Below are 23,489 nucleotides of genomic sequence, written 5' to 3'. Positions count from 1 at the left end.
GTTAAGTTTTTACTTTTAAAATCCCCCAGTGAGGTGACTTGCTGGGGGATTTTTTGATCATGTAGATACTGGTGCTTTACTTAATTGTGAAAGTAGTTTTAAAAACAGTGCTTCACTTTGTGTTAGCGGTTTACTAGCCTCGGTGATTGCACATATGCGGTTATGAAAGACAGGGGAGTCGCTCATTTCTATGAGTGAATGGCGGAAATTAATATGTGAGGCATAGTTTTCCGGTAAAATTCCCACATAGTGACCTGAAGCGATAAAGGTGGCTACGGCCTCAAGGCCAGCGGCTTCGGGGCCTCGGTTAAATTCACCCGATGCTAAAATACTTTCAGTGAATGGGTGTGGCCGATAAACCAATGCTAGATTATGTTTGTTGTTGGCCGTATTCGCAGAAACATAAAGCTTATGGTTTTCTATAAATAAGAATTGGTAATTAAAACGGCTATTTTCGTGATATTGCCCGCGAATACCGATTTGAATTGTTCTATCACTAAGCGCTTTATTTAATTGATTATGGTTGAGTATACTTAGCTCTAATTTAACATTAGGTGCCTCTTGGGTAAATTGAGCGATAGTGGCTGATAGATGGCAGAGTGGATCCGTTAATATATGTTCAATAACACCAATAACTAATGTTCCAGATAAAATCCCATGGCGTTCATCAACTTCAGTTTTGATATTATCTAATGCTTTCAAAGCGGTATTGGCTTTTTCGATAACAAATAAGCCTGACTCAGTTAGCTTAAAGCCAGAAGGACCCCTTTCACACAATTGAACCCCGAGTTTTTCTTCAATTTCACGGATATGGCGGCTTATTGACGCTTTTGACATATTTAGTTTTTTTTCTGCAATGGTAAAGCCACCAGCTTCTGCAACGGAAGTAAAAACACGTAATGATTTTAAGTCTTTTTCAGTTAATTTTTTATTATGCATATTTATACCTATTACGTGAAATCAATCACTAAATGCTAATCTATCTTATTTTTTATTGCGATACAAATAGCATAATTAATACTGCTTTATTTTAATTGTTAAAATTGTTTTTATTTATATAAAAGGTTTCATTTTATGAAACCATAGGATCAAAAATATCACTTTTATTCCTAGCGGATACGTATATCTTAAAGTTGTAGTTGTTAATAGATTATTACCAAAGTGGCGCCACAAAATAATAATTAATCCAAATATATATAAATACAAAAGGATTCTAATTTATGGTCACAGATGAATTGTTAACAATAAAATTAGATATGATTACATTTACAGCATTAGGGGCTTTGTTGTTAATCGCTAGCAATGTAATTATAAAGAAATTTCCATTTTTTATGAAATATTCAATTCCTAGTCCGGTTATCGGCGGGTTTATGTTTTCTATTGTAATGTGGATAGCTTATCAATTTAATATTGTAGAGCTTAATTTTGATAACACATTATATGATTTATCAATGTATATATTTTTCGTCACAATAGGTTTAATGACGGGGGTTAAATTATTAGTGAGTGGTGGAAAAATATTACTGATTTATATGGTGATTTGCTGGGGCTTGGCATTTATGCAAAATGGCGTCAGTATTGGTTTATCGTATGTTTTAGATATTGAGCCACTAGTTGCTATGATGGCAGGCCAAGCCTCGATGCAAGGTGGTCATGGTATGGCGGCATCTTTAGCACCGCTGATTGAGTCCTTTGGTCACAACCAAGCCCTGAATGTTGGGTTAGCGGCTTCGACCTTTGGTTTGATTGCAGGGTCAATTCTAGGTGGGCCTGTTGGGAACTGGTTAATCCAAAGAAATAAATTAAAGATTGAAACTGACCATGTTGATTTAGAAAATTTAGCGGAAAGTAACGATACTGAGGATAAAATTACAGCTCAACAATGTATTATTACAGGTGCAGTTATTTTAAGCGTACTCGCTATCGGAATGCCGACAGCAAAATGGATAAGCACAGTAACAGGGTTTACTATTCCTGGCCATATTTTTAGTTTGTTTATCGGCGTTATATTTCATTCAATTAATGAAAGAAAACCGATGATTAAAATATCTCGCAATACAGTTGTATTAATTTCCACTCTATCACTAGAAATGTTTTTAGTGATGGCAATGATGAAGCTAAAACTTTGGGAATTATATGAGTTAGCGTTACCTCTAACTATCATATTAATATCACAAGTCATTACAACAATATTAGTGGCTATATTTGTTGTTTACCGTGCATTAGGTAAAAACTATGATGCCGCTGTTATGTCAGCTGGTTTTATTGGGCATGGTTTAGGTGCAACACCAAATGGCTTAGTGGTAATGGATGCTATTTGTAATAAATACGGTTTATTCTCACGAAAGGCATTCATTATTATACCAATCGCTGGAACGGTATTAACAGATATTGTTGGTGTCCCTCTATTTGTATTCTTAGCTAACACATTTGGTGGCTAAGAAATAAAAAACAAAAGAAAGAAAACTAAATCTAAGAAGGAATAGTTTGTATGAAAAAATTAACGACACCCCCACATGTTGGCCATAAAACATTTTTATATTCAGAATTAGTGACTGAATTGACCAACATTGAAGCGGATATTGCCATACTAGGGATGCCATTTAGTTCAGCTTATAGTGCTCATGCATTTACCAACGATCAATCTCGTGCTCCACAATATTTACGTGATATGAGTGACCGAATTGTTAGGCATCCAGATCATTATGATTTTGATATTGATGGGCCACTACTACAAGGCCGGAAAGATATTAAATTTGTTGACTGTGGTGATGTTATTCCTGATTTATCAAAGCCTTTGGGGGAGCATCATCAGCGTGCAGCCGAGGCAATTCGACAGTTATTAAGAGCTAAAGCACTTCCTATTGTTTTAGGGGGCGACCATGGGATCACAACGCCTATTTTGCAGGGATTTGATGAAGTAGGGCCGATTACACTTGTGCATATTGATGCACATTTAGATTGGCGTGAAGAGGTTAATGGGGTGGATACCGGCCTTTCAAGCCCGATCCGTCGCGCTTCTGAAATGAAGCATATAGGTGAAATTTTCCAAATTGGTTTACGTGCACAAGGTAGCGGACGCCCAGGGGATTACCAAGCGGCTAAAGACCATGGTGCGCATGTTATTCCGGCCTATGAACTACACGAGGTTGGCATGCAAGCCATTTTAGACCGCATTCCAGATAATTCGAACTATTATATTAGTATTGATGCGGATGGTATTGACCCGAGTATCATGCCTGGAGTTGATGGCCCGGCTCCTGGTGGGGTGACTTATTTGCAAGCTCGTAGCCTAATTCACGGTTTAGTGAAAAAAGGTCGCGTTGTTGGTATGGATATCGTTGAAATTACACCCGCAAAAGATATTCCCTCTAAGCTAACTGGGGTGACTGCAGGGCGTTTTGTTGTGAATTTAATTGGAGCATCCATTCGCGCAGGATATTTTGATAAGAAATAACGCAGCCAATTAATGTTGTGCTAACAATAAAGTGGGTGATTCATTTCCACTTTATTGTTAATTTGCGGGTGTCCCTTGATGAAACCTTAATTGCCATTGGTTTGCTGAATTTTTTAGCCAAATAGATGAGCGGTTAGTTAGCTTGGTTTTATCCCCATCTTGCTGTTCAAAACTGATATAAGTCATCAACACCGTATTATCACTCAATTGCGAGCAGTAGAAATTTTCGGCGTAAATCGTTTTAGTTGTTTCACTAGCCAATGACGCTAAGGTATCGAGTTTATCGGTTGAAAAGCCAGAACGACCAAATTCAAAAAAATCCTCATGTAATATCTCGCGAAGAAAATTGCTATTCTGTCGGTTAGTACTGTTATGTAATTTTTTTTCTAATTCAATCAGTTTATTCATCACTCGCGTGCCCCCAATTGTTGTGCCAGTTTCTCGGCGAGTTGAGTCACCGTATCCGAAGTATTTGTTTGGAAATGCATCGCAATTTCCATTTCTTGAGCAGTAGGGAAACCTTCTTCTTCTGTTAAAATTCGATGTTGAGGAAGTTTTGCTCGTAAAGGTAATAAACTAATACCTAACCCGTCTGCGATAGCACTTTGAATACCAGCAAGGCTAGAACAAGTATAAGTTATGTGCCAAGGGCGTTGCTCATTGTCTAATAACTTAAACATGTCATTACGATAAAGGCCGTTTTCAGGAAAAACCACCAAAGGTACTGAATCATTATTGAAACGTTTATATTGGTTGCTCGTTAGCCAACACAAAGGCTCTGGCCAATGGTAATCACTTTTAAATTCACCTTTCTTCTGTTTCACAATAATTAAATCTAATTCACCATGTTGGTAGCGCTGATGGAGCTGGCGGCTTAGGCCACTCGTAACTTCTAGTCGCACATTGGGGTTAGCTTGCATAAATGCGGCCAGTGTCGGGGTGACTTGGCCAGAAGCGAGGTCTTCAGGAAAGCCGAGCCGAATAGTTTGAATGACGGCATTGCCAGTGATTTTCATAAAGAAGGTATCATTTAGCGCCAAAATATTTTTTGCATAGCTTAACAAAACTTCCCCAGTTTCGGTTAAGGTGAGTATGCGGTGCCCTCGGATAAATAAAGGCTGGCCGACTAAAGTTTCTAGTCGTTGGATCTGCTGACTCAATGTTGATTGCGTTGAATTTAAATGTTGTGAAGCTACGGTGAAATTCCCCGTCTCAGCGACAGTAACAAAGGTTTTCAACAAAACTAGATTGAGCAACGAATTCATTTTATAAATACCTATCATTTGGTTATTTAATTTTTAAATAGCATACTTTTTCAGTAGATTAAAGAGTCATAGGGGAGATTAATCATGAAAACATTCTTTTTACGTGCAAAATGGTTGGTTCACTTAGCTAGCATTCTTATGATTTCATTGATATTTATGGGGAAAGGCATGGCAAATTCACAAGCTAACTCTTTGGTATCATTGGCTGAACAAGGTAACTTACAAAGTGTTAAGTCCTTAGTTGAGCAGGGCGTGGACATTGAACAGCGAGATTCACGCCAACGTACTGCGTTGATGGCGGCAACCCATGAAAACCATCTTGAGGTTGCCCGTTTTTTGATTGAGCAAGGCGCGGACGTGAATGCACGGGATAATATGCAAGACTCCCCTTATTTGTACGCAGGGGCGCGTGGTTTGCAAGAGATACTTGTATTGACTCTGCAACATGGTGCTGATTTGAAAAGTACCAATCGCTACGGGGGAACTGCGTTGATCCCCGCAGCAGAGCGCGGCCATGTTGCCACGGTCAAAACCTTGATTGATGCGGGTGTTGATGTCAATCACGTTAATCGGTTGGGTTGGACTGCACTGATTGAAGCGATTATTTTGGGTGATGGTAGCGATAAGTACGCACAAATTGTCACTGAATTAATTAAAGGTGGCGCAGATGTCAATTTAGCGGATGGTTCGGGGATATCACCGTTGACGCTGGCGAAAAGTAAAGGTTACCGTAATTTAATCGAAATTCTTGAGCGTTCAGGAGCGAAATAATGACGGATACGCAATTTTTACAACAAGCTATCAACTTAGCAATGGAGAACGTGCAAGCTGGCGGACGGCCTTTTGGCGCAATAGTTGTCCGTGATGGGCAAGTGGTTGCAAGTGGCGTTAACCAGATGCTTGAGCTCAATGACCCAACCGCCCATGCGGAGCTGATGGCATTGCGTCAAGCAGGGCAAAAATTAAGCCGTGTGAAATTGGATGACTGTGTGGTTTATGCAAGTGGGCAGCCTTGCCCGATGTGCTTGGCCGCGATGCGAATGGCGGGGATCTCTCGGGTCGTCTACGCCTATTCAAATGATGATGCCGCACCTTTTGGGCTCTCTACGGACGCCATAGCAAAAGCGCTGAGGGTCGTTCCTGAGCAGCAATCAGGTTTACGGTTTGAGCAATTAAAACCTAATGATGAAACGCGTAGCACCCTGTACCAACAGTGGTGGGAACGGCAATCTCAATGAGTAAAACAGCACCATCTTCGTTGTCATTGATATTGACCATTGTCTTAGTCGGGCTGAACTTACGACCCTTTATGACGGGGCCTGGGCCTGTCATCGACAATATTATTCAAACGACAGGGATGAGTTATCAAAGTATTTCGCTTTTAACGCTGTTACCCATGTTATTGATGGGGGTTGGGGCATTGGTTGTACCGATGTTAAACCAACGTATAGGCGAACGTGCGGGTATCAGTACGGCAATGTTGTTACTGCTAGTCGGTTCACTCGCTCGTTACTTTGTTGCGGATGGTGCGGCTTTATTATTAACCGCTTTTTTATGTGGAGTGGGCGCGGCTTATATTCAGTCGGTCTTTCCTGGGCTCATTAAAGCGAATTTCTCCCAAAAAATGGCGATGATGACCGGGCTATATTCAGCCACATTGATGGCGGGAGGCGCTATCGGCGCACAGCTTACGCCTTTGGTTGAGGAAATGACAGGCCATTGGCAGAGTGCCTTAGCGTGGCTAGCTTTCCCTGCTTTGTTGGCGCTGTTGGCTATTTGGGCGAATGTACACACGGAGCGGGGCTCAAAAGCAGATCGGGTCTCAGTATTGGTGTTCTTACGCAAGCCGAGAGCATGGTTGTTGATGGCAGGCTTTGGGCTGATTAATGCAGGATATGGCACCGTGGTGACTTGGCTGGCACCTTTTTTCCAAGAGCAGGGAATGAGTGCTGCACAAAGTGGCTCATTTGTTGCCATATTAACGGTTTTTCAGGCGTTATCTGCGCTTATGATACCCGTATTTGCATCGCATAATATTGACCGTCGCTTTTGGTTGATTGTCACGCTCAGTTGCCAAGCTCTTGGTTTTTCTGGGTTGATGCTGTTTGCCAGCGATGCGCCACTTTTATGGGTTGCGTTATTAGGCATGGGGCTAGGTGGCTGCTTTGCATTAAGTATTATTACCGCTTTAGACCACCTACCTCACCCGGTTAGTGCAGGGGCATTGACTTCATTGATGCAGGCTGGGGGATTCATTATTGCAGCTTTTGGGCCACTATGTGCTGCGTGGATACAGCAATTGAGCCAGAGTTTTACATGGGTATGGGCAATGCATGTGGTCTTTGTATTAGTAACATTGATTCTTTATTTGCGTTTGAACCCTAAAAGCTACAGTCAAATCTTCAATTTAAACTGATTAATCTCCTCTTTATTTATTGCGAATGATAATTATTGTTATCTTGGTGTTTTTTTGTCACTATCACTGTTTATTTATTCGTCTAGGTAAGAGCCTTTATGCAGCAGCGCATCGAAGATAAATTCACTCAAGCGCATTCAGCCCGAGAAGAACACTCTGTTGGTGAGTTTATTCGGATCCGTCGCGGTGAGTTTCTGATTAACCGTGATTTAGGTATTGAAGAAGAGCAAGCCGCTGGGCTAAAAATTGTGGCTATCCATCAAGGTGCAATGGGCTGCCGTAGTAGTGCGGGACAAAATGTTGAAGTGAATTCGCCTTCTTTGATTTTATCGGGCAGCCAGAAAAATTATCTATTGAATAATCAATTTTATGGCCAACAAACCATGAAATACACCATGATAGATATTTCCCCTGAATGGTTGGATGCGCAGCAATTAAGTTTGCCAGATACGTGTTATCACCCAAATTCCCCAAAACTATTACAGTTGGTTATTCCTCCCAATATATTAGCAATCACGCATCAACTATTTGCTTGCCCAACCCATTCATCATTACGCCAGCTATATTTAAGCGCTAAAGTGTCTGAAATTACGGCATTATGCTTACATCATTCGTTATCTAGTGCGAATTCGGCGGTTATGGGCACATTACGGCAGCGAGATATTGATAGTCTGCATATGGCAAAAACGATATTGATTCAGGAAATAGAATCTCCGCCCAGTTTAGATGAACTGGCTAAGCGGTTAGGGATCAATACCCGTAAACTTACACAAGGTTTCCGTCAATTATTCGGTAACAGTATTTATGGCTGGTTGCAGGAGTACCGTTTAGAAACGGCTTTTCAACTGCTGAGTATGAATGATGCAAATATCTCAACCGTAGCTTACCAAGTCGGTTATACCCCCGCTCATTTCTCCGTTGCATTTCGCAAGCGCTTTGGTATTTCCCCGAATCAACTCAAAAAATAACAATCGATGTGCCGGATAACGATAGACAAATTCCGGCAGTCGAAAGTAACCCATCACATTAATTGCTAAATTGATAACAATTATCATTTAACTTTTTTAGGGTGGGAAATGCTGTCCGTTTATAACATTAAGTCACGCGGAATATTCCGCTTAACACCTTGTGCCCTTTTGTGTGCAACAGTGAGTTGGTCTGTACAAGCAAACCCAGAGTTAGTACAACCGAAACAGGATGTTATACAAGTGACAGCATCCTCAGAGGTTGATGATGACTATGTTGCACCCGGTGTAACAACGCTTGGGAAAATTGCCCTTAAGCCGCGAGAAGTGGCGCAATCTGTTAGCGTGATTGATAGAGAGCAAATTGAAAAACAAAACCTACAAACCCTTGATGATGTAATGCAACGTGCAACAGGGGTAACCAGCGCGCCTTATGTGAAGTTAACAACCGCTTATTATGTCCGTGGTTTCCAGATTGACTCATTTGAAATTGATGGCGTGCCCGCGTTACTAGGGAATATGGCGAGCTCACCTCAAGATATGGCGGTATACGAGCGGGTCGAAATTCTGCGGGGCTCGAACGGCCTATTGCATGGTATGGGAAACCCAGCGGCAACTGTCAATATGGTGCGAAAACATGCACCAAAAGAAAACATGGCCAAGTTGAGTTTAAGTGCGGGAAGTTGGGATCGTTATCGCGGCGAAGTGGATGTTGGCGGGCTACTGAATGGATCTGGCTCTGTTCGTGGGCGATTTGTTATGGCGTGGGAAGATAAAGATTATTTTTATGATGTTTCTGATCAACAAACCCGTTTGATGTACGGTACGGTCGATATCGATATTACCCCTGACACCTTGCTGCGTATGGGCGCGCAATTCCAAACCATTGATTCTGTCACCAATATGGCAGGGGTGCCTTTTGGTAAAGATGGCAGTGATTTACATCTACCGCGTAAAACCTATTTAGATGTAGATTGGGATCGCTTCAAGTGGGATACATCCCGCTCATTTGCGGGTATTGAACATAAAATCAACGATGATTGGCAATATAAGCTTAACGCAGAATATCAACATGTGAATGCTCGATTACTGTATGCAGGCGCATGGGGAAATATCGACCCAGTTACGGGTGATGGTGCGATGCTGATGGGGGGCGCCTATAAATTTCGTAACGAACAAACCAGCTTAGATACCAGTTTAAACGGCAAAGTGGACGCGTGGGGGTTAACCCATGATGTGGTTGTCGGTGCAAGTTACTCACATGCCAGTGAAAAACAATATAGCGCAGATTTAGACCCCGCCTTAAATGTGCCTGTGAATGTGTATCGTTGGAACCCTCACAGCGTGCCAAAACCGAGTATTGGCGCTTATAGTTCAGCTGGGCCAACCAAAACAACGCAAAAAGGCTTATATGGGATGGGGCGCATCAAAGTGATCGAACCTGTCACGGTTATTGCAGGTGTACGCGATAGCTGGTGGGATGTCAAAACGCCAACAGCAAACTTCACGGAAAATGGCCGTCTTACCCCCTATGGTGGCGTAATTTGGGATTTTACCCCCCAATGGTCATGGTATAGCAGCTATTCAACGGTCTATCAGCCGCAAACAGGAAAAACGTGGAGCGGAAAAATGCTCAAGCCTGTTGAAGGGCAAACTCTTGAAACGGGTGTCAAAGGTGCGCTATTCAATGGCGGATTAAACTTATCCGGTGCTATTTACCAAATCGATATCAAAAATAATCCACAAATTGACCCTGCGCACCCAACGGGGGGCTTTAATAACTATTTCATTAGTGGTGGTAAAGTCCGTAGCCAAGGCTTTGAACTTGAAGGCATTGGTTATCTGACCCCATTTTGGGATGTCTCTGTGGGTTATACCTATACGGATACGAAATACCGTGATGACAGCCAGCGCGAAGGTGAGTCTTACAACACCTTAACTCCGCGACATATGTTGCGCGTCTGGTCTAACTATGACTTACCTTGGGATGAGCGAAAATGGAGTTTGGGCGGTGGCATGCAAGCCCAGAGTGCATACAGTACAAGTAACGGCAATGTGACTTTACGCCAAGGCGGTTATGCCATTTTCAATGCTCGTTTAGGTTATCAAATCGATGAAACATGGACGGCAGCGGTTAACGTGAATAACTTATTTGACCGTCGTTATTACTCAGGGTTGTTCTCTCCTCAATGGAATAACCGCTATGGTGACCCACGTAATGTGATGTTTACATTGAAGGCTGATTTCTAATGAAATTAGTGAGTTGCCTAGCAGTTATTGGCACCTTGTTCAGTGGGATCGTGCTATCGATGTTGATAGCACGTTTTTATCCATCAACAGATCCGCTCGAACGCTTATATGGTGCGATATTTCTAAGTGTTATCACCTCAATGGGATTATTGGTTTATAACCTCAGTGCATCAAATTGGCGGCAAATATTAGTACGCAGCTATAGTTGGTGGCCATTGCCGCTATTTTTAATGATAGGTGGGTGGATATGAAGCATAAACAGCCTCTTTCCCTCACTCGTCGTTTAAACCAATTACATCGCAGTGCGGGGGCGCTATTTGGTGTTTTTCTGTTTGTGATCTTTTTCACCGGGTGCTGGAGCTTAGGCAGTGATGCATTGAGGTTGTGGGGTAACAATGTGCCACTTTCAGGTAAGTTATTACCACTCGAACAGCTCCTTGCGTTGCAACCAAGTGCAACCATGATCCAATTGCCAGAACAGCACAACCCAGTGATTACTTTTTGCCAAAGCATGGGGAAATGCGAACTCAGCTATAGCGCGATTAACGGTGAATTGGTTGTATTAGATAGCCCGACAATGTGGCTAGTGACATTACATAAAAACTTATTTATGGGTTTTCCTGGACGTATTTTTATCAGTTTATTTGGTTTTGCATTAGTTGTCTTATTAATCACAGGGCTAGTGATACAACGTCGCAGAATAGCCACAATGTTGCACTTGCCACGCACCACACACTTAAAAGTATTGCTTCACGATTTACATAGCTGGCTTGGCTTATGGTGTTATCCGTGGCTGGTTTTATTTGCGTTTACCGGCGCATTATCGGGGTTAGGTGCGCTCGGAACCGTCTCCCTTGGGGAAAGGGCGGCACCGGATAATCCACACATTATCATGAAAACCTTGATGGGGGAGTTTGAGCCACTAAAAACACCCGTTTCTGTGGCTGAAAGCTCGATTACTGCGGCAGTCAGCGCATTACAGCAAACGCTCCCTAGCTTTATACCTCAAACCTTGTTCAAACAAGGTGATACGTGGGTGATTGGCGGAGTGCGTGATGGGCAGTTATCCACTTCTAATTTCGAACAATATCAATTTGATAGTAAAAAACGCCAGTTAGTTGCAGTGCGAGATTCTGCACAGCAAGGCTTTTGGACACGTGCTTTTATTGCCATCCAACCCTTGCATTATGGGCAATATCAATGGCTGCCTAAAGTAAGTAATACATTGAGTTACCTGCATTTTATCGCAGGGTTGAGTGGGTTGATATTGGTTTCTGTTGGCCTCGCCATGTGGTGTTGGAAAAGAATGCATAGCCTAGCCGCAAGGTTCATCGTGGGCTGTTGCGGTGGGTTGCTGTTGTCCGCATGTGTGCTGCTAGCCGTAATGCCATGGTTCACTGCTTTGCTGCCAATACACTTTTTTATGGTTTGGGGGATAGCATGTATCGCGAGTTTACTCTGTAAAAATGCCCAGTTTAGCTTGATGATATCCCTTTTTCTCTCTGCCATTTTGTTGCTACTCGCATTTATTGCCTCTTATTTGTTTGGCTCGTTGCCTTTTTCTCGTATCAATCTTGTTTTGCTATGTGGCGGAATAGGGCTGTTACTTATTTTATTCGGTTGTCGAAAATTGTCATGCACAGCAAAACGTGCACGGAGTGGGTATGAAAGATCTATTACAGAATAAACAGTTAGTAGTGACGTTGGGGCTACTTTATCTTGCACAAGGGATACCGATGGGGATCGCAATGGATGCGTTGCCTACTTTTTTACGCCATGATGGTGGGGAACTGAAAGCATTGGCTTTTTTGCCATTAGTCGGCTTGCCGTGGGTGGTAAAGTTTTTATGGGCTTCGTTTGTTGATAACCATTGGGGGAAACATTTAGGCCGTCGTAAAAGCTGGATTATTCCAATGCAAATCATTGTGACGGTAACGATGTTTGCGTTAAGTACCATCGGGCTGTCAGTTGCGAATGCTTTACCCTGCATTGTTTTGTTGTTTGTCGCTTCACTTGCCAGTGCCACCCAAGATATTGCAACAGATGGTATGGCTGCGGAGCAGGTCAGTGGCACAATGTTATCAAAGATTAATGCGGTGCAGATAGCTGGGGTGATGGCGGGCTTTTTTGTTGGTGGCGCAGGTTTGATGATCATGAGTGAAAGTTTAGGCCAGCACCTTGCCTTGGGGGTTTTAGCTTGTGTACCGTTACTCAGTTTAGTGTTTATTAGTCTCTGTCCATTAAAAACACCATCAATCACACAGGAAATGAACGAGAAAGCGAGTCTATTAAAAACGGTTAAACGCCGTGGTGCTCCGCGTTTACTGTTATTAACTTTGCTTTCTGCGGTGACGGCTGTTTCCGGTTTTGGTTTAGCCAAATTATTCTTAAATGATGCAGGTTGGTCATTAGCGCAAATTGGTAAAATGGGCATGGCTGGTGGAATGGTCACATTAGTACTAGGTTGTGGCGGTGGGGCGTGGTTAATCGGTAAAATCGGTGTGTGGCGCGCTTTCTCATTTGGTCTGTTATTTGCTTTACTCTCTTCACTATTGTGGTTGCTACAATCTTTCAGTGGCGTGTCAATGAGCTTAGTTGCACTGTGTATTACATTTGGTTCATTATCTGCGGGGATCACCTCGGTCGCGATAATGACAGCAGGGATGCAATTTGCATCACGTTATCAGCAAGCGGGTACTGACATGACCGCGGTACAAAGCACACGGGACATTGGGGAGTTAGTCAGTTCAATGATGCTTGTTGGTTTAACGGCAGCGGTAGGCTATTCAGGTGGGTTTATATTAGGAGTATTAATTGCTTTTATAGCGTTGCTAGTGACATTTTCACATTACCGTTATGTGCAAAGATTAGAAGCAGAGCAAGTTTAATATAAATAGAGTAAGTGCTATTTTTTACGTTTCTTATTTTGTTTTTTGACTTCTTTATCCGCTTTCTTTTTAATGGAATTGAAGTAGATATCTAAATAATGTCGGTTGCTTAAAAATGAAATTAAGCAACTGGCAACAATCACTACCCAAACAAGTTGCAACTTAATTGAGTTTTCAATACTGAAAAGTAGTAGCAGTGGGATCATGACCATCATGCTTATGAAAATGGAGCACAATAACGCGCCAGCAATATAGAGCGAGTACTTTTTTAACCCGAATATATTGAGGATGGTAAGCACGACAAAAGTTAACAGTAGCGTACCAAATGTCGCAAACATAATGATAAGCCCTGCCTCTTGTTCAATGAGCCAATCCGTGAAACCAAACCAAGAGAAAGGGATACTTACCATGATGAACGCTCCTGTTGGCTAAATAGCAGGGGGATATTTTTAAAACCAAATAACCGGGCAAAAATAAGATTGGGGAAAACATGAATATCCGTATTGTAGAGTGTGACGGTTTGGTTGAAAAACTCACGTCGGTCTGCAATTTGGTCTTCAATATGTTTTACTTGGGTTTGTAATTCCATTAACACCGCTTTACTGATTAGTGTTGGATATTTTTCAGCGACAGCAATCAGTGGCTTTATTTTTGATGGGTACTGGTTTGCGGTATCGACTTTGGTTTCAATCGCGGTGCTCGATAAATAGCGCTGGCGGCTTGCCATTAATTCACTAAATAGCTGCTTTTCATGTGCCATCGCTTTATCTGCAACTTGGGTTAATACAGGAACTAATTCAACTTGCTTCTTTAATAACACATCAATATTCGCGAATGCCTTATGGCAATTATTATTCAAGAATACAATATTATTATAAATATTAATAAAATAGCGTATAAAAACATAGCCAATAACAGCGATAATGATGAAAAAAATAAGCTTTTCCATGTTAGTCATCACCAAATAATGCAATCTGGTCGAAATACATATTGAGCTGCCCATTTTTGTAATCCATCGGGGTAACCAAAATCACACCAATCAGAAAAAGTGCAATCATGGCGGTAATAGCTAAATTTCGACGCAATGGACCCGTTTTGTTCCAACGGACGACATAGTTAGAAGGTGAGACGCCTAATAACATATGAGGTGCCTTACGTATAATAACGGGCTCCCCTTTTTCATTGGCATCTGCAGTGCCAATTAATAAATAGCTGCTGTTTGGTTCAAGTAAATATTCTTTGTAACGGCGATTACCGCTTTCAATATCCATATGCGGTTCTAAGCCAGGGTAAATAAAATAATCAGGGTCACATTCTACTTTAACAGAGCCCGTATCATCCGTTAGGGTAAAGCTGTGCATGTTGTATTTGCTATTTTGTAAGGTATAACTCTTTTTACCATCTTTATCTTTTGATATGGAATATTCAAAATAAAAGGAGCCATAGCAGGATTTATTGCCTAGCTGGCTTTTTATAACTGTCCCGGCAGTAATTTTTCCTTCAATTTCCACAAGCCCCATCGCCATTGAGCGTATCTTTGAAGTGGCTAAGTTTTTCTGAAATTTTAAGAAGCGCTTGGTTGGTGTATTTTCAATCGCTTTAAATACGAAGGCTAAGACAAATGCGATAAAAAATACCCGCATGTCGATAAAGAATCCAGCAAATAGGCAAGTTGCTAGTAGCATTCCCACAAGGACTTTAAGAAACGCACTAAACTTTGATGAGCCTTCATTTTGTAAGCGTTGATAACGTTGATAGCCAGCTTTGCTAGCTCTGACGACATTGCGGGTAATAAAAAAGGTGATGACGAGTACAATGACGTAATAAATGATACTGCCATAGTCGCCTATAGAAGGAGAGAGTGAGTACCACATTCCACAAGCAACACTGATAAAAGGAATAATTCCCCAGTTTACTTTTTTATTCATCGAAAATTTATTATCAATAAATAAAATTAAAGCGCCAATGGCTGCACCAAGTAAAAAATACATATTCACGCATTGATACCTTTACGCTGACATTATTTAAACTGGACGCCGTGATATTTTTTTTCATCTTCAGAAATATCAAGTAATGGCAGTGCTGTAAAACGAAAGGCATTCGCAATCAGGCTATCTGGAAACATTTGTATTGCGGTATTGTATTCTGTTGTTGCATCATTAAAGCCTTCACGTCGCTGCGCGATTTTATTTTCAACCTCACTTAAGGCAATTTGTAACTGCGTGAATTGCTCACCAGAAATGAGAGTCGGGTAGTTTTCTGCAATGGCAACAAGACTGCTGAGTGCACGGTTCATTTCATTTGATGCCGCAATTTTTTCATGCATATTTTGGGCATTAAAGTAGCGTTGGCGTGCATCACTTAATGAAGTAAATAATGTTTTTTCATGTTCCATCGCTTTTTCTGTGATGGTAACAAGTTGCGGGATTTGGTCTGCACGTTGTTTTAAAATAACATCAATATTGGCAAATTGATTGCTGACTTGATTACGAGCGTTGATCAGGCGGTTATAAATAGAGATCCCCCAGCCTATGGCCAATAATAGTAAAACAAATACAACGATAAGTGTGATAGTCATATTGATGCGTTTTAACCCGAGATAAGTGATTTGAGTTAAATGTATAAAAGCCATGCAGCTTATGCAATCAGAAAAGAATGAAATTGAGGTTAGAATAAAGAAAATCTGATCTTATTTTATAACAAAATCAGATTTTACTGTTTAAACAGTGCTTAAAGATTTATATCGACAAGAGAAAGGTTCTCATAGATATTTTGTTCAAGAAAATAATCTAGGTCACACTGCAGTACATTAGCAAATATACATAGTCGATGAATGGTAAAATTCTGCGTACCGCGTTCATAACGGGAAATTTGCTGTTGGCTTAGGCCTGATTTTTTGCCTAAAGTATGTGCGGTCCAGCCCATTTGTAAGCGGCGTTTACGAAGTTGTAGTCCTATATAGTTGTTTGAAATTTCAGTTTGATATATTCTCATAATACTGTCCTGATTAATACAACACTACTTGAGTGAAAATAAGGTTTATTTATGTTTTCTTATACGTTATTTTTCTCTAAGCTAATTGAACTCGATACTCGAATTTCTATGCTTTCGTTATCATAACTACCCAGTGCATAAAAAGATTTTTCTCCATTAAATAGAAATAACCCAATAATAAATACGCCCAATCCAATAATAAATATAATAAAGCTAAATAAATAAGATAGTTGCTTGTTAATATAAAGTAGGGATTGTTTTTCTAATGCGAAAGCGGCATCTGAGAATGATAGAAATAATATGACGATCCCCCAGTGTAATACAGAAAGTAAAAAAGGGTATTCAACATGATTATGTATAATAATAGGGGTTATTGATAGAATGATTGCCAATGGGTAACCATTTCCGTTAATTTTATATTTTATAAAAGATTGAAATACGACATAGATACCTCCGGTTAATAATAAAGATAAAAATATCAAATTAGTGAGTCTTCCAGTCATCAGCCAGAGTAATATTTCATTATGTGGATGAGGAACAATATACATTTTAGGGCTGAAAAAAGGAATTGCTGTTCTTTCATAACTATTTTCAAATAAAAAAGGCTGCTCCCATGCATCATAAGGATTCTCTAAGAATAAAGTAATAGAAAAACGCAACATTTGTTTTAAATGGAATTGATTCATAATGTCAGTTGCAATGTATTGAGGGCATAGCCTTATTAGATAAATTCCAATAAAAATTGCTACAGCAATAATAAAATAACTAGAACTAACACGTAGAGGGTTTTTCTTGTAAAAAAGGCAAATAAAAATAAATGTACAAACAGTAAAACTTAGCCAAGCAATAACAGACTGCAGAACGACTAAAGTTAATGTGAAAAATAAAATACAAGTTCCTAGTAATACAACCCTGATTTTTTCATAGCGTTCAGATAACAACGAAAATTGTGATAATATAAGAGTCATTAGAGATAATAAGCATGCAGCCGCCATGTTAACTGATAATATATTAACTTGTTGTGATAATCCATTTGACCTCATGCCAGAGGCAAGATAAAAAATATCTGCTTCAAATATATATTGATACGCAGTAAGAAATACTTGAATCACACTGATCATAATATAGCAGTAGATACAAAATGACTGTATATACCATTTTTTTCTTACCTGCAGCCCTGCTATATATAATAAAACACCAATAGTACAGCCTGACCAATACCAAAAATCAATACTATTATTTTCTCCCTGATGAGATATTAACCCCATCATTAGAATGGCTAAGGAAAAACAGTAGCAAATAGCAGGTAATGTAATGATTATTTTAATTTTTCGATAGAAAACAGTAAATGCAATAATAGATATTGTCAAGGAAATAGATAACCAACTAATAATGTTTTGTGGTAATGATTGTCTTAGGCTTCCTAGGCTATCGATATAAATAAGACTAGCAAGATGCCAAACAATAAATATAGCAAGAAATATAGCACGAGAAAACGTAATCATATTGGTTTGTTTTTTTGAGTGAACTATAAAAATGTCGCAATAATCCAAGCGTTCCCCGTATATTTACCAGGGGTCATATCAAAACCAGAAATATGACTTTCCACTTGAATATTTTTTACTTTATCAATTGTTGTCTCAAAAGTTTTTCCACGTTGATTGGTGTCTGCATCATATAAGGTGAGGTCAGAGTAAATGGTATTTTTGCCAGACTTTAAAGGAACTCGTTTCTGTGGATCACTATCAGTGACGTAGTCTAAAGCAAATTTCACTCTTACTGATCTATCTAGGTAACATTTATAGCTTACAGTGCGTGTTTCTAAGCTATTAAATTCATAAGCATTCAGTGTCTGATGATTGATATTTAAATTACTGATATTAGAGCTACAATTTGAGGGGTAACTCACTACTGATGAGGTTAAGTCTAGTATTATACTGGCTTTATCTGATGGTACATTGATATTTGGTGCTCCTGAATCGCTAAATATACGGGTATAACCTGCAAGCATAGACTTAGGAATAACAATTTTTCCATCTACAGGGATGTTTTTTACGTAGATACGTACCTCAAAGGGGAAGTGAATAACAAAATGAGAGGCATCTAATGGACCTAATTCAGCATTAGAACATCCGGGAGCAAAAATTCTTTGCCATCCTTGAGTGATTTTATTATTGGAATATAAGGTAAAATAAGTATTTGAGTTGATCTTATATGCATTGAGCCCTTTTATTGTAATACCTGCATCAGGTTTATAAGCAAAAACTCGATGATAAGCTTCATTAGGAAGTAATCCTGGATGATAATATCCAGATAGATAGTTAACCATACAATAAACGAGACCTGATGGTTGAGATGTATGCTGATTAATTTCTATCCCTTCTCTGTTTGGTGGAGCAATTGAATAATATTTATCCCCATCGCTACCTATTATTGGCGTATAAGATAATTGAGCGTTAACTGATACTAAATTCATAGTATAAGTCCCCCCGCTAGGGGCATAACGTGTCAGCCCATAGGATAATTGGCTAAATAGAAATAATGGCAATAAACCGGCCATTAATAAAAAATGAATTATTTTTTTCATTATAGTTACCTAATATTAAAGATAATCAATCATTACGGATAGAGCAGCACTAAATGGACCAGCTTCAAGACTTTGTGGATTTTGGTCTGTTGCTAACTGTGACTGCAATGTGATACGAGCAGTGTCACCAACAATTTTGGGGTAGATTTGTTGCCATTTAAGAAGATCAATTGCACTACTTTTATTTTCTTCTGAAATTCGAATACCTAGGCCTTTTGTCGTCGTAGACAGTACAGTTTCATTATTGATATTCAGAGTAGAACCTTCTTTGGGTGACAGGTATATCTGCAAATTTTTTCTTAAATCACATTGTTTAATCAATATACCAAAAGTGGCTTTCTCTTCGGTTAAACGCTCAATAGCCACATTGGGAAAATTTATATAAAGTTCTTTATCCCCATTTTCATTGGTGATAACACAGGCAGGGCGAACTAACGTAGCTTCTAAGCTAATTAGAATATCGGCCTGCATAGTTGTTGAAACCCAAAATGAGAACAATACTAATATTCGCATTATGCTCACTTTTATTCTCCTTATTGGTAATCCACATTAAAAGTGATTAATGTGGAAAAGCTGCCAGTTTTTAGTGGTTGATTAAATGGTTTTTGTGCATATACACCGAATGACAATGTATTAATCGAACCTTTTCCTGATTCAGTAATTTTGCTGAAATCTAGCAGTTTATTAAACTCCAATGGTTGTCCATTATTGCCATCGGTTAGTACCAATAACACGTTGGATTCACCGGTTGTTTTTAAATAAGTAATACCGCTATGAGTTTCAGTATTTTTCGCATTAAAGGTGATTTTGATGGTTTTATTTAAAGCGAATGACGAACAATCAATGAGATCTAATTTAAAGGGTTGAATAGCAGAACGCCCTTGATTTTCAAGCTCAGAGAAACGCAAACCGGAAAGGTAGACTTTCTTTTTGGTATCATCATCAGACAATTGGCAGCCTAAAGGAATTAAAGTTCCTTCAAAATAAACGACTAAGCTATTAGCGAAGCCCAAGTTAGAAACTAACAGTAAGCTACTGAAAACTAAAATCGATAATAAATACTTAGTCATAATTTAGCTCCAAGCGACGCGCTGAGTTATTTTCTGGTACAGATAAAATAAGCGAGTCTTTTATTAAAGACCTTGATGACGACAACATGGTTTGCCCTAGCGTGATGGAAAATGGTAAGCGTTTGTATCGCTTTGCATTAAGGCAATGTGCAAAACTGATATTAAATTGGTAAATAGGTGTATTAATATGGCTTACACCACGTTGCACTGTGACTTTAGGCTGGCAAAGTGGAGCCACTAAACGGGCATGTACAAACACGGTGCCTGTTGTTTGTGATTGGGCTTGCCCAACAAATATTGGCATTGCAAGCATCCATAGCCCCAAGTGGTGTAATTTCATAATAAGCTCCCTATTTGCTATTCCGTCACACTGCACTGTGATGCTTGGCATTTAAACGCCAGCGAAGGCTTTCCACCATAGTCATTGATATATGTTAAATAAGGTGTCGAGAACTTTGCTGATTTAAAGCTATGCGTTGATTTTGGTGGGATCATGACTGCCTCAAAATCACTTTGCTCAGCTTGCTTTTGGCTATTACCAAGGCCAATAACCGTGAGGTAAAACGGCGTGGGGTTGTTCAGTTGATAACCACTTGCTGTCGGGGTTAGTGTGAGCTGTCTTGTCCATTCTTTTTTACTTTCAGCCACAATGGACTCTGGGCGGTAAAACAGTTTTACACGGCTTTGCAGCGCAATTTGCAACACCCCAGCCTCTGTTGACTTTGGCGGGATTTCACGCAGGTTATAATAGAATAATGTTTCTCTATCTTGAGGTAGTTTAGCTATATCTGGGGCTGTACTTAAGCGAACCAAACTACTTGATTTAGGTTCCATTCGTTGAATTGGTGGTGTTGCAATCACAGGGCCCGCTTCCAGTTTCTTTTCGGCATCATCCTCTAACCATGATTGGGCTAAATAAGGAAGTTCAGGATTATCATTACGAATAGTGATGTTAATTGACTGCTGGCTACCATCAAAAATAATGCGAGTGCGATCCAATGTGACTGCAGAATGTGCTGTCACAGCCGTGCTGATTAAGCTAATAAATGTGCTAGTGCGGATCAAAAAAGGTAAATTCAATTTCATTTTTTTCTCTTATTAACGACAAGTTAAAGTTGGATAGATATCTTGGGTGCGAATAACCTCAGGAAGCTGAGTACGACACTGCAGTTTGTTCGCCCAGTAAATATCAAGGAATTCTGTTGGCATTACCCCGACAATCCATGCAATGCCTTGCTCGCCGACAATGCCCAGTTCAATATTATTTTTATTTCGCACACTGGCACCAAATGGCGGGAAGCTACCATCTGCCAGTTTCAAACGGGCAAAGGTTTTTTCCCCTTGAATCACATTGAGTCGGCGATGACCAATAGCCCCACGAGTCAAGGTGGCATCCGTCATGGTATCGAGGGCTTCAATATTGTCAGGTAACTTACTGGTATTAATGGATGCAGTGGTTTTTCGGTAGCTGCTGATGTTAGGCAATACAGCAAGACCAAAGTGATTAGTCTGGTGAACGCCCTCATTGAGCGGTACGTTTTTAGCGCCAGGGGTCTCGATAACTAAACGCGTCCCTCCATAAGCCGCTTGGTGCATGGCAATACCTTGTTTTATTAAGGTAATCCCTCCATTAATCGACCCGCCAACGCTGTGATATTGGCTTGGTACATAACTCGCATTGGCTGATATTGATGCAGATGGTAGGTTCTGAGTTAAATACCCACTAAAGCTGGTTTGAGAGTCTTGCATCTGTCCCGCTTGATAGCCCACATTTAGGTTGTAGCTCCGTTGGTCGCTATAGTTGCTGTAGCCTACGTTGTGGCTTGAAGAGCGTTTTCCGCTTTGGTTTCTGGAATAGCCTTCCGAGAAACTTAAGCTACTACCAATAGTTAGCGGGATAGAAACATATAAATTAATGGCGTCATCACGATATCCAGCACGTTGAGAGCGTGTTATCGATGTGGTTAGGTTGATGTTTTTTAAGCCGAGTGATGGCAAATTTAAGGCGGTATTTAAATAAGCGCCATATTGTTCCTCCGTTTGGCTATTCCAATAGGTGTTGTATTGGTAGTTTCCACCTAAAGAAAAGGCATCAAAATATTTATTAATATTAACTTGATAGCTTTCTTTTTGAGCTTGGGTTTCAACACCACTACGGCGTTCATCTAAGGTTTGCTGTAATGAACGATATGTTTTATCGGAAAAGCGGTAACCTGCAAATGTAATGTCGGTTCTCGCTTCATCAAATGATTTCGAGTAACTTAAGCGATAACTACGCCCTGTTAAGGTCTTCTCTGGCAATTTTGCGTGAGACTGCGTTACATCGAATGACAAACTTCCAAAGGTGAATAAATCACGACCAAAACCAGCGGAAAGTGCTTGGTAATTTTTTGATAAAATTGACCCACCGTAGACGGACCAAATGTTATTTAAGCCATAAGAAAGCTCGCCTGATGTCGTTAGGTCGCCTTCTAAACTGCGGCCGTCATAGCGTGGCTTACCCACAGCAGACTTATAACGAATTTGCCCAGGGCGTGTTAGATATGGCAGCGCTGCTGTCGTAATACTAAATCTTTGCTCTTCGCCATTTTCTTCGCGTACAGTGACATCAAGTGTCCCACGGATAGAGCTGTCTAAAGTTTGAATCTGAAATGGTCCAGCAGGAACGGTAGTTTCTAATACGATTCGATCACGGCTTTTGACTATTACCGTTGCGTTAGTTTTGGCGATACCAATAATTTCAGGTGCATATCCGGTCAATTTTGGTGGCATCATATTTTCATCAGTTTCTAGTGATAAACCGATATATTGCCAAGAGTCAAAAATTGATGAGTAAAAATAATTTTCTCCAATAGTCAAAAGAGATGCAATATTGGTTAATGAGCGATAGGCAAATATACGGCTAAAAACGGCATCACTATATTGTGTGCTGTAGTTACCTGAGGATTTACGGTAATTTGCTTGGTAGTCAGCACGAAGGCGCCATGAACCAAAATTTAGGCCAGTTGTTCCATTTGCCGATATATAAGATTCTTTGGTACCACTATTTCGACGTGTTAATGCCCCTGTCAAGGTGTAATCAAGTAAAAAACCATTTACCCCGTCTTCCCAGCGTGTTGGTGGAACCCAACTTGGGTCGGAATATTCTAAATAGCTTTGTGGTATGAAAAGGGACAGTGTTAGAGTGGATAAATCCGTATTTAGCGTTGTTCCTTCTAAAGGCGATAGGTTAATACATTGATTGTTATCTCGATATTTAACTAAGCTCAAAGCCTCTTTTTTCAACCCTAATTTTTCGAGGATATCAGAGGGAAGGCAAATAACATCAAATAATGTATTTTCTGCTGATATTGGAGAGCCAACGGTAATATCTTGGGCATTACCTAATCGCTCATTGTTAACTTTTAGTGTTAAGTGGTAAGTGCCAGGCATAATAAAACCTGACTGAGAAAATTGGCTAAAATCAATATTCTTAGTGTCTTCGGTATCTAACATATCGGTATTAAACTCGACGGAGTATGCCACCGTAGAAAAACTAGATAAGCAAGAAACAATAATTAGATTGTGGAAAATATTAAATTTAGCCATGGTGTTTTT

General features: G+C 40.1%; 25 protein-coding genes. 10 read left to right on the top strand and 15 right to left on the bottom strand.

All coding sequences use genetic code 11. From position 1 onward, the window contains the following. Positions 1 to 57: 57 nt before the first annotated feature. Entirely contained in the window at positions 58 to 939 is an 882-nt protein-coding gene (locus tag PR800_RS10165) for a LysR family transcriptional regulator (RefSeq protein WP_102139528.1), read from the bottom strand. A 281-nt stretch (positions 940 to 1,220) separates the two neighbouring features. On the opposite strand from PR800_RS10165, the gene PR800_RS10160 reads away from it, so the two are divergent. Further along, a complete protein-coding gene (locus tag PR800_RS10160; RefSeq protein ID WP_166266749.1) occupies positions 1,221 to 2,441 on the top strand; it encodes a sodium/glutamate symporter in 1,221 nt (406 codons plus the stop codon). Between the two features lie 50 nt (positions 2,442 to 2,491). After that, a complete protein-coding gene (locus tag PR800_RS10155) occupies positions 2,492 to 3,457 on the top strand; it encodes an agmatinase (protein ID WP_102139526.1) in 966 nt (321 codons plus the stop codon). Positions 3,458 to 3,514: 57 nt separating this feature from the next. Here PR800_RS10155 and PR800_RS10150 read toward each other — a convergent pair whose 3' ends face one another. After that, complete coding sequence (locus PR800_RS10150) at positions 3,515 to 3,865, bottom strand: nuclear transport factor 2 family protein (RefSeq protein ID WP_272530760.1); 351 nt, start codon at positions 3,863 to 3,865, stop codon at positions 3,515 to 3,517. Then, positions 3,865 to 4,722 carry a LysR substrate-binding domain-containing protein gene (locus PR800_RS10145; RefSeq protein WP_231068226.1) on the bottom strand — a complete coding sequence of 286 codons (858 nt, stop codon included), beginning with the start codon at positions 4,720 to 4,722 and terminating at the stop codon, positions 3,865 to 3,867. Before PR800_RS10145 ends, PR800_RS10150 begins: the two co-directional genes overlap by 1 nt. 84 nt (positions 4,723 to 4,806) lie before the next feature. On the opposite strand from PR800_RS10145, the gene PR800_RS10140 reads away from it, so the two are divergent. From PR800_RS10140 to PR800_RS10105, 8 genes are all read left to right on the top strand, one after another. Continuing rightward, positions 4,807 to 5,493, top strand: coding sequence for an ankyrin repeat domain-containing protein (locus PR800_RS10140; RefSeq protein WP_166266753.1), 687 nt, complete (start codon positions 4,807 to 4,809; stop codon positions 5,491 to 5,493). Beyond that, positions 5,493 to 5,960 (top strand): nucleoside deaminase, encoded by a 468-nt coding sequence (locus PR800_RS10135; RefSeq protein ID WP_166266755.1) that lies wholly within the window; start codon positions 5,493 to 5,495, stop codon positions 5,958 to 5,960. Before PR800_RS10140 ends, PR800_RS10135 begins: the two co-directional genes overlap by 1 nt. Beyond that, positions 5,957 to 7,138: a cyanate transporter gene (locus tag PR800_RS10130; protein WP_272530747.1), complete on the top strand. Its 1,182-nt coding sequence runs from the start codon at positions 5,957 to 5,959 to the stop codon at positions 7,136 to 7,138. Before PR800_RS10135 ends, PR800_RS10130 begins: the two co-directional genes overlap by 4 nt. A 98-nt stretch (positions 7,139 to 7,236) precedes the next feature. Further along, complete coding sequence (locus PR800_RS10125; protein WP_102139521.1) at positions 7,237 to 8,106, top strand: helix-turn-helix transcriptional regulator; 870 nt, start codon at positions 7,237 to 7,239, stop codon at positions 8,104 to 8,106. 108 nt (positions 8,107 to 8,214) lie between these two features. Further along, entirely contained in the window at positions 8,215 to 10,353 is a 2,139-nt protein-coding gene (locus PR800_RS10120; RefSeq protein ID WP_210848930.1) for a TonB-dependent siderophore receptor, read from the top strand. After that, positions 10,353 to 10,604, top strand: a complete 252-nt coding sequence (locus PR800_RS10115; protein ID WP_102139519.1) for a hypothetical protein — start codon at positions 10,353 to 10,355, stop codon at positions 10,602 to 10,604. The genes PR800_RS10120 and PR800_RS10115 overlap by 1 nt, the downstream gene beginning before the upstream one ends. Beyond that, the gene (locus tag PR800_RS10110) at positions 10,601 to 12,040 is read left to right on the top strand and encodes a PepSY-associated TM helix domain-containing protein (RefSeq protein WP_272530746.1); all 1,440 of its coding nucleotides are present in this window, start codon (positions 10,601 to 10,603) and stop codon (positions 12,038 to 12,040) included. The genes PR800_RS10115 and PR800_RS10110 overlap by 4 nt, the downstream gene beginning before the upstream one ends. Then, positions 12,018 to 13,241: a RhtX/FptX family siderophore transporter gene (locus PR800_RS10105; protein WP_272530745.1), complete on the top strand. Its 1,224-nt coding sequence runs from the start codon at positions 12,018 to 12,020 to the stop codon at positions 13,239 to 13,241. The genes PR800_RS10110 and PR800_RS10105 overlap by 23 nt, the downstream gene beginning before the upstream one ends. A 17-nt stretch (positions 13,242 to 13,258) precedes the next feature. On the opposite strand, the gene PR800_RS10100 is transcribed toward PR800_RS10105, so the two are convergent. From PR800_RS10100 to PR800_RS10045, 12 genes are all read right to left on the bottom strand, one after another. Further along, entirely contained in the window at positions 13,259 to 13,651 is a 393-nt protein-coding gene (locus PR800_RS10100) for a hypothetical protein (RefSeq protein ID WP_195698233.1), read from the bottom strand. Then, complete coding sequence (locus PR800_RS10095) at positions 13,645 to 14,190, bottom strand: LemA family protein (protein ID WP_168222823.1); 546 nt, start codon at positions 14,188 to 14,190, stop codon at positions 13,645 to 13,647. Before PR800_RS10095 ends, PR800_RS10100 begins: the two co-directional genes overlap by 7 nt. Position 14,191: 1 nt before the next feature. Then, positions 14,192 to 15,232: a hypothetical protein gene (locus PR800_RS10090; RefSeq protein WP_239979272.1), complete on the bottom strand. Its 1,041-nt coding sequence runs from the start codon at positions 15,230 to 15,232 to the stop codon at positions 14,192 to 14,194. A 29-nt stretch (positions 15,233 to 15,261) separates the two neighbouring features. Beyond that, positions 15,262 to 15,873 carry a LemA family protein gene (locus PR800_RS10085; protein WP_272530743.1) on the bottom strand — a complete coding sequence of 204 codons (612 nt, stop codon included), beginning with the start codon at positions 15,871 to 15,873 and terminating at the stop codon, positions 15,262 to 15,264. A gap of 98 nt (positions 15,874 to 15,971) precedes the next feature. Further along, a complete protein-coding gene (locus PR800_RS10080; RefSeq protein ID WP_195698235.1) occupies positions 15,972 to 16,235 on the bottom strand; it encodes a helix-turn-helix domain-containing protein in 264 nt (87 codons plus the stop codon). A 59-nt stretch (positions 16,236 to 16,294) separates the two neighbouring features. Continuing rightward, positions 16,295 to 17,788 carry an O-antigen ligase domain-containing protein gene (locus tag PR800_RS10075; RefSeq protein WP_272530741.1) on the bottom strand — a complete coding sequence of 498 codons (1,494 nt, stop codon included), beginning with the start codon at positions 17,786 to 17,788 and terminating at the stop codon, positions 16,295 to 16,297. Further along, positions 17,764 to 18,822, bottom strand: coding sequence for an adhesin (locus PR800_RS10070; RefSeq protein WP_244974806.1), 1,059 nt, complete (start codon positions 18,820 to 18,822; stop codon positions 17,764 to 17,766). The genes PR800_RS10075 and PR800_RS10070 overlap by 25 nt, the downstream gene beginning before the upstream one ends. Before the next feature lie 15 nt (positions 18,823 to 18,837). Further along, on the bottom strand, positions 18,838 to 19,335 hold the full coding sequence (locus tag PR800_RS10065; RefSeq protein WP_166266802.1) for a fimbrial protein: 498 nt from the start codon (positions 19,333 to 19,335) through the stop codon (positions 18,838 to 18,840). A gap of 20 nt (positions 19,336 to 19,355) precedes the next feature. Then, positions 19,356 to 19,892 (bottom strand): fimbrial protein, encoded by a 537-nt coding sequence (locus PR800_RS10060; protein ID WP_166266770.1) that lies wholly within the window; start codon positions 19,890 to 19,892, stop codon positions 19,356 to 19,358. Beyond that, positions 19,885 to 20,232: a hypothetical protein gene (locus tag PR800_RS10055; protein WP_166266772.1), complete on the bottom strand. Its 348-nt coding sequence runs from the start codon at positions 20,230 to 20,232 to the stop codon at positions 19,885 to 19,887. The genes PR800_RS10060 and PR800_RS10055 overlap by 8 nt, the downstream gene beginning before the upstream one ends. Positions 20,233 to 20,249: 17 nt before the next feature. Further along, the gene (locus tag PR800_RS10050; RefSeq protein ID WP_210848934.1) at positions 20,250 to 20,978 is read right to left on the bottom strand and encodes a fimbrial biogenesis chaperone; all 729 of its coding nucleotides are present in this window, start codon (positions 20,976 to 20,978) and stop codon (positions 20,250 to 20,252) included. Positions 20,979 to 20,990: 12 nt separating this feature from the next. Further along, positions 20,991 to 23,480, bottom strand: coding sequence for a fimbria/pilus outer membrane usher protein (locus PR800_RS10045; RefSeq protein ID WP_272530739.1), 2,490 nt, complete (start codon positions 23,478 to 23,480; stop codon positions 20,991 to 20,993). Positions 23,481 to 23,489: the final 9 nt, after the last annotated feature.

This window comes from Providencia sp. PROV205, assembly GCF_028479505.1.
Lineage (GTDB): Bacteria > Pseudomonadota > Gammaproteobacteria > Enterobacterales > Enterobacteriaceae > Providencia > Providencia huaxiensis.
This window is presented reverse-complemented; position numbering and strand designations above follow the sequence as displayed.

What these genes read in the sequence shown, in the direction of transcription:
- PR800_RS10165 (WP_102139528.1), bottom strand. Translation starts at nt 939, where the DNA reads ATGCATAATAAAAAATTAACTGAAAAAGACTTAAAATCATTACGTGTT.
- PR800_RS10160 (WP_166266749.1), top strand. Translation starts at nt 1,221, where the DNA reads ATGGTCACAGATGAATTGTTAACAATAAAATTAGATATGATTACATTT.
- PR800_RS10155 (WP_102139526.1), top strand. Translation starts at nt 2,492, where the DNA reads ATGAAAAAATTAACGACACCCCCACATGTTGGCCATAAAACATTTTTA.
- PR800_RS10150 (WP_272530760.1), bottom strand. Translation starts at nt 3,865, where the DNA reads ATGAATAAACTGATTGAATTAGAAAAAAAATTACATAACAGTACTAAC.
- PR800_RS10145 (WP_231068226.1), bottom strand. Translation starts at nt 4,722, where the DNA reads ATGAATTCGTTGCTCAATCTAGTTTTGTTGAAAACCTTTGTTACTGTC.
- PR800_RS10140 (WP_166266753.1), top strand. Translation starts at nt 4,807, where the DNA reads ATGAAAACATTCTTTTTACGTGCAAAATGGTTGGTTCACTTAGCTAGC.
- PR800_RS10135 (WP_166266755.1), top strand. Translation starts at nt 5,493, where the DNA reads ATGACGGATACGCAATTTTTACAACAAGCTATCAACTTAGCAATGGAG.
- PR800_RS10130 (WP_272530747.1), top strand. Translation starts at nt 5,957, where the DNA reads ATGAGTAAAACAGCACCATCTTCGTTGTCATTGATATTGACCATTGTC.
- PR800_RS10125 (WP_102139521.1), top strand. Translation starts at nt 7,237, where the DNA reads ATGCAGCAGCGCATCGAAGATAAATTCACTCAAGCGCATTCAGCCCGA.
- PR800_RS10120 (WP_210848930.1), top strand. Translation starts at nt 8,215, where the DNA reads ATGCTGTCCGTTTATAACATTAAGTCACGCGGAATATTCCGCTTAACA.
- PR800_RS10115 (WP_102139519.1), top strand. Translation starts at nt 10,353, where the DNA reads ATGAAATTAGTGAGTTGCCTAGCAGTTATTGGCACCTTGTTCAGTGGG.
- PR800_RS10110 (WP_272530746.1), top strand. Translation starts at nt 10,601, where the DNA reads ATGAAGCATAAACAGCCTCTTTCCCTCACTCGTCGTTTAAACCAATTA.
- PR800_RS10105 (WP_272530745.1), top strand. Translation starts at nt 12,018, where the DNA reads ATGAAAGATCTATTACAGAATAAACAGTTAGTAGTGACGTTGGGGCTA.
- PR800_RS10100 (WP_195698233.1), bottom strand. Translation starts at nt 13,651, where the DNA reads ATGGTAAGTATCCCTTTCTCTTGGTTTGGTTTCACGGATTGGCTCATT.
- PR800_RS10095 (WP_168222823.1), bottom strand. Translation starts at nt 14,190, where the DNA reads ATGGAAAAGCTTATTTTTTTCATCATTATCGCTGTTATTGGCTATGTT.
- PR800_RS10090 (WP_239979272.1), bottom strand. Translation starts at nt 15,232, where the DNA reads ATGTATTTTTTACTTGGTGCAGCCATTGGCGCTTTAATTTTATTTATT.
- PR800_RS10085 (WP_272530743.1), bottom strand. Translation starts at nt 15,873, where the DNA reads ATGGCTTTTATACATTTAACTCAAATCACTTATCTCGGGTTAAAACGC.
- PR800_RS10080 (WP_195698235.1), bottom strand. Translation starts at nt 16,235, where the DNA reads ATGAGAATATATCAAACTGAAATTTCAAACAACTATATAGGACTACAA.
- PR800_RS10070 (WP_244974806.1), bottom strand. Translation starts at nt 18,822, where the DNA reads ATGAAAAAAATAATTCATTTTTTATTAATGGCCGGTTTATTGCCATTA.
- PR800_RS10065 (WP_166266802.1), bottom strand. Translation starts at nt 19,335, where the DNA reads ATGCGAATATTAGTATTGTTCTCATTTTGGGTTTCAACAACTATGCAG.
- PR800_RS10060 (WP_166266770.1), bottom strand. Translation starts at nt 19,892, where the DNA reads ATGACTAAGTATTTATTATCGATTTTAGTTTTCAGTAGCTTACTGTTA.
- PR800_RS10055 (WP_166266772.1), bottom strand. Translation starts at nt 20,232, where the DNA reads ATGAAATTACACCACTTGGGGCTATGGATGCTTGCAATGCCAATATTT.
- PR800_RS10050 (WP_210848934.1), bottom strand. Translation starts at nt 20,978, where the DNA reads ATGAAATTGAATTTACCTTTTTTGATCCGCACTAGCACATTTATTAGC.
- PR800_RS10045 (WP_272530739.1), bottom strand. Translation starts at nt 23,480, where the DNA reads ATGGCTAAATTTAATATTTTCCACAATCTAATTATTGTTTCTTGCTTA.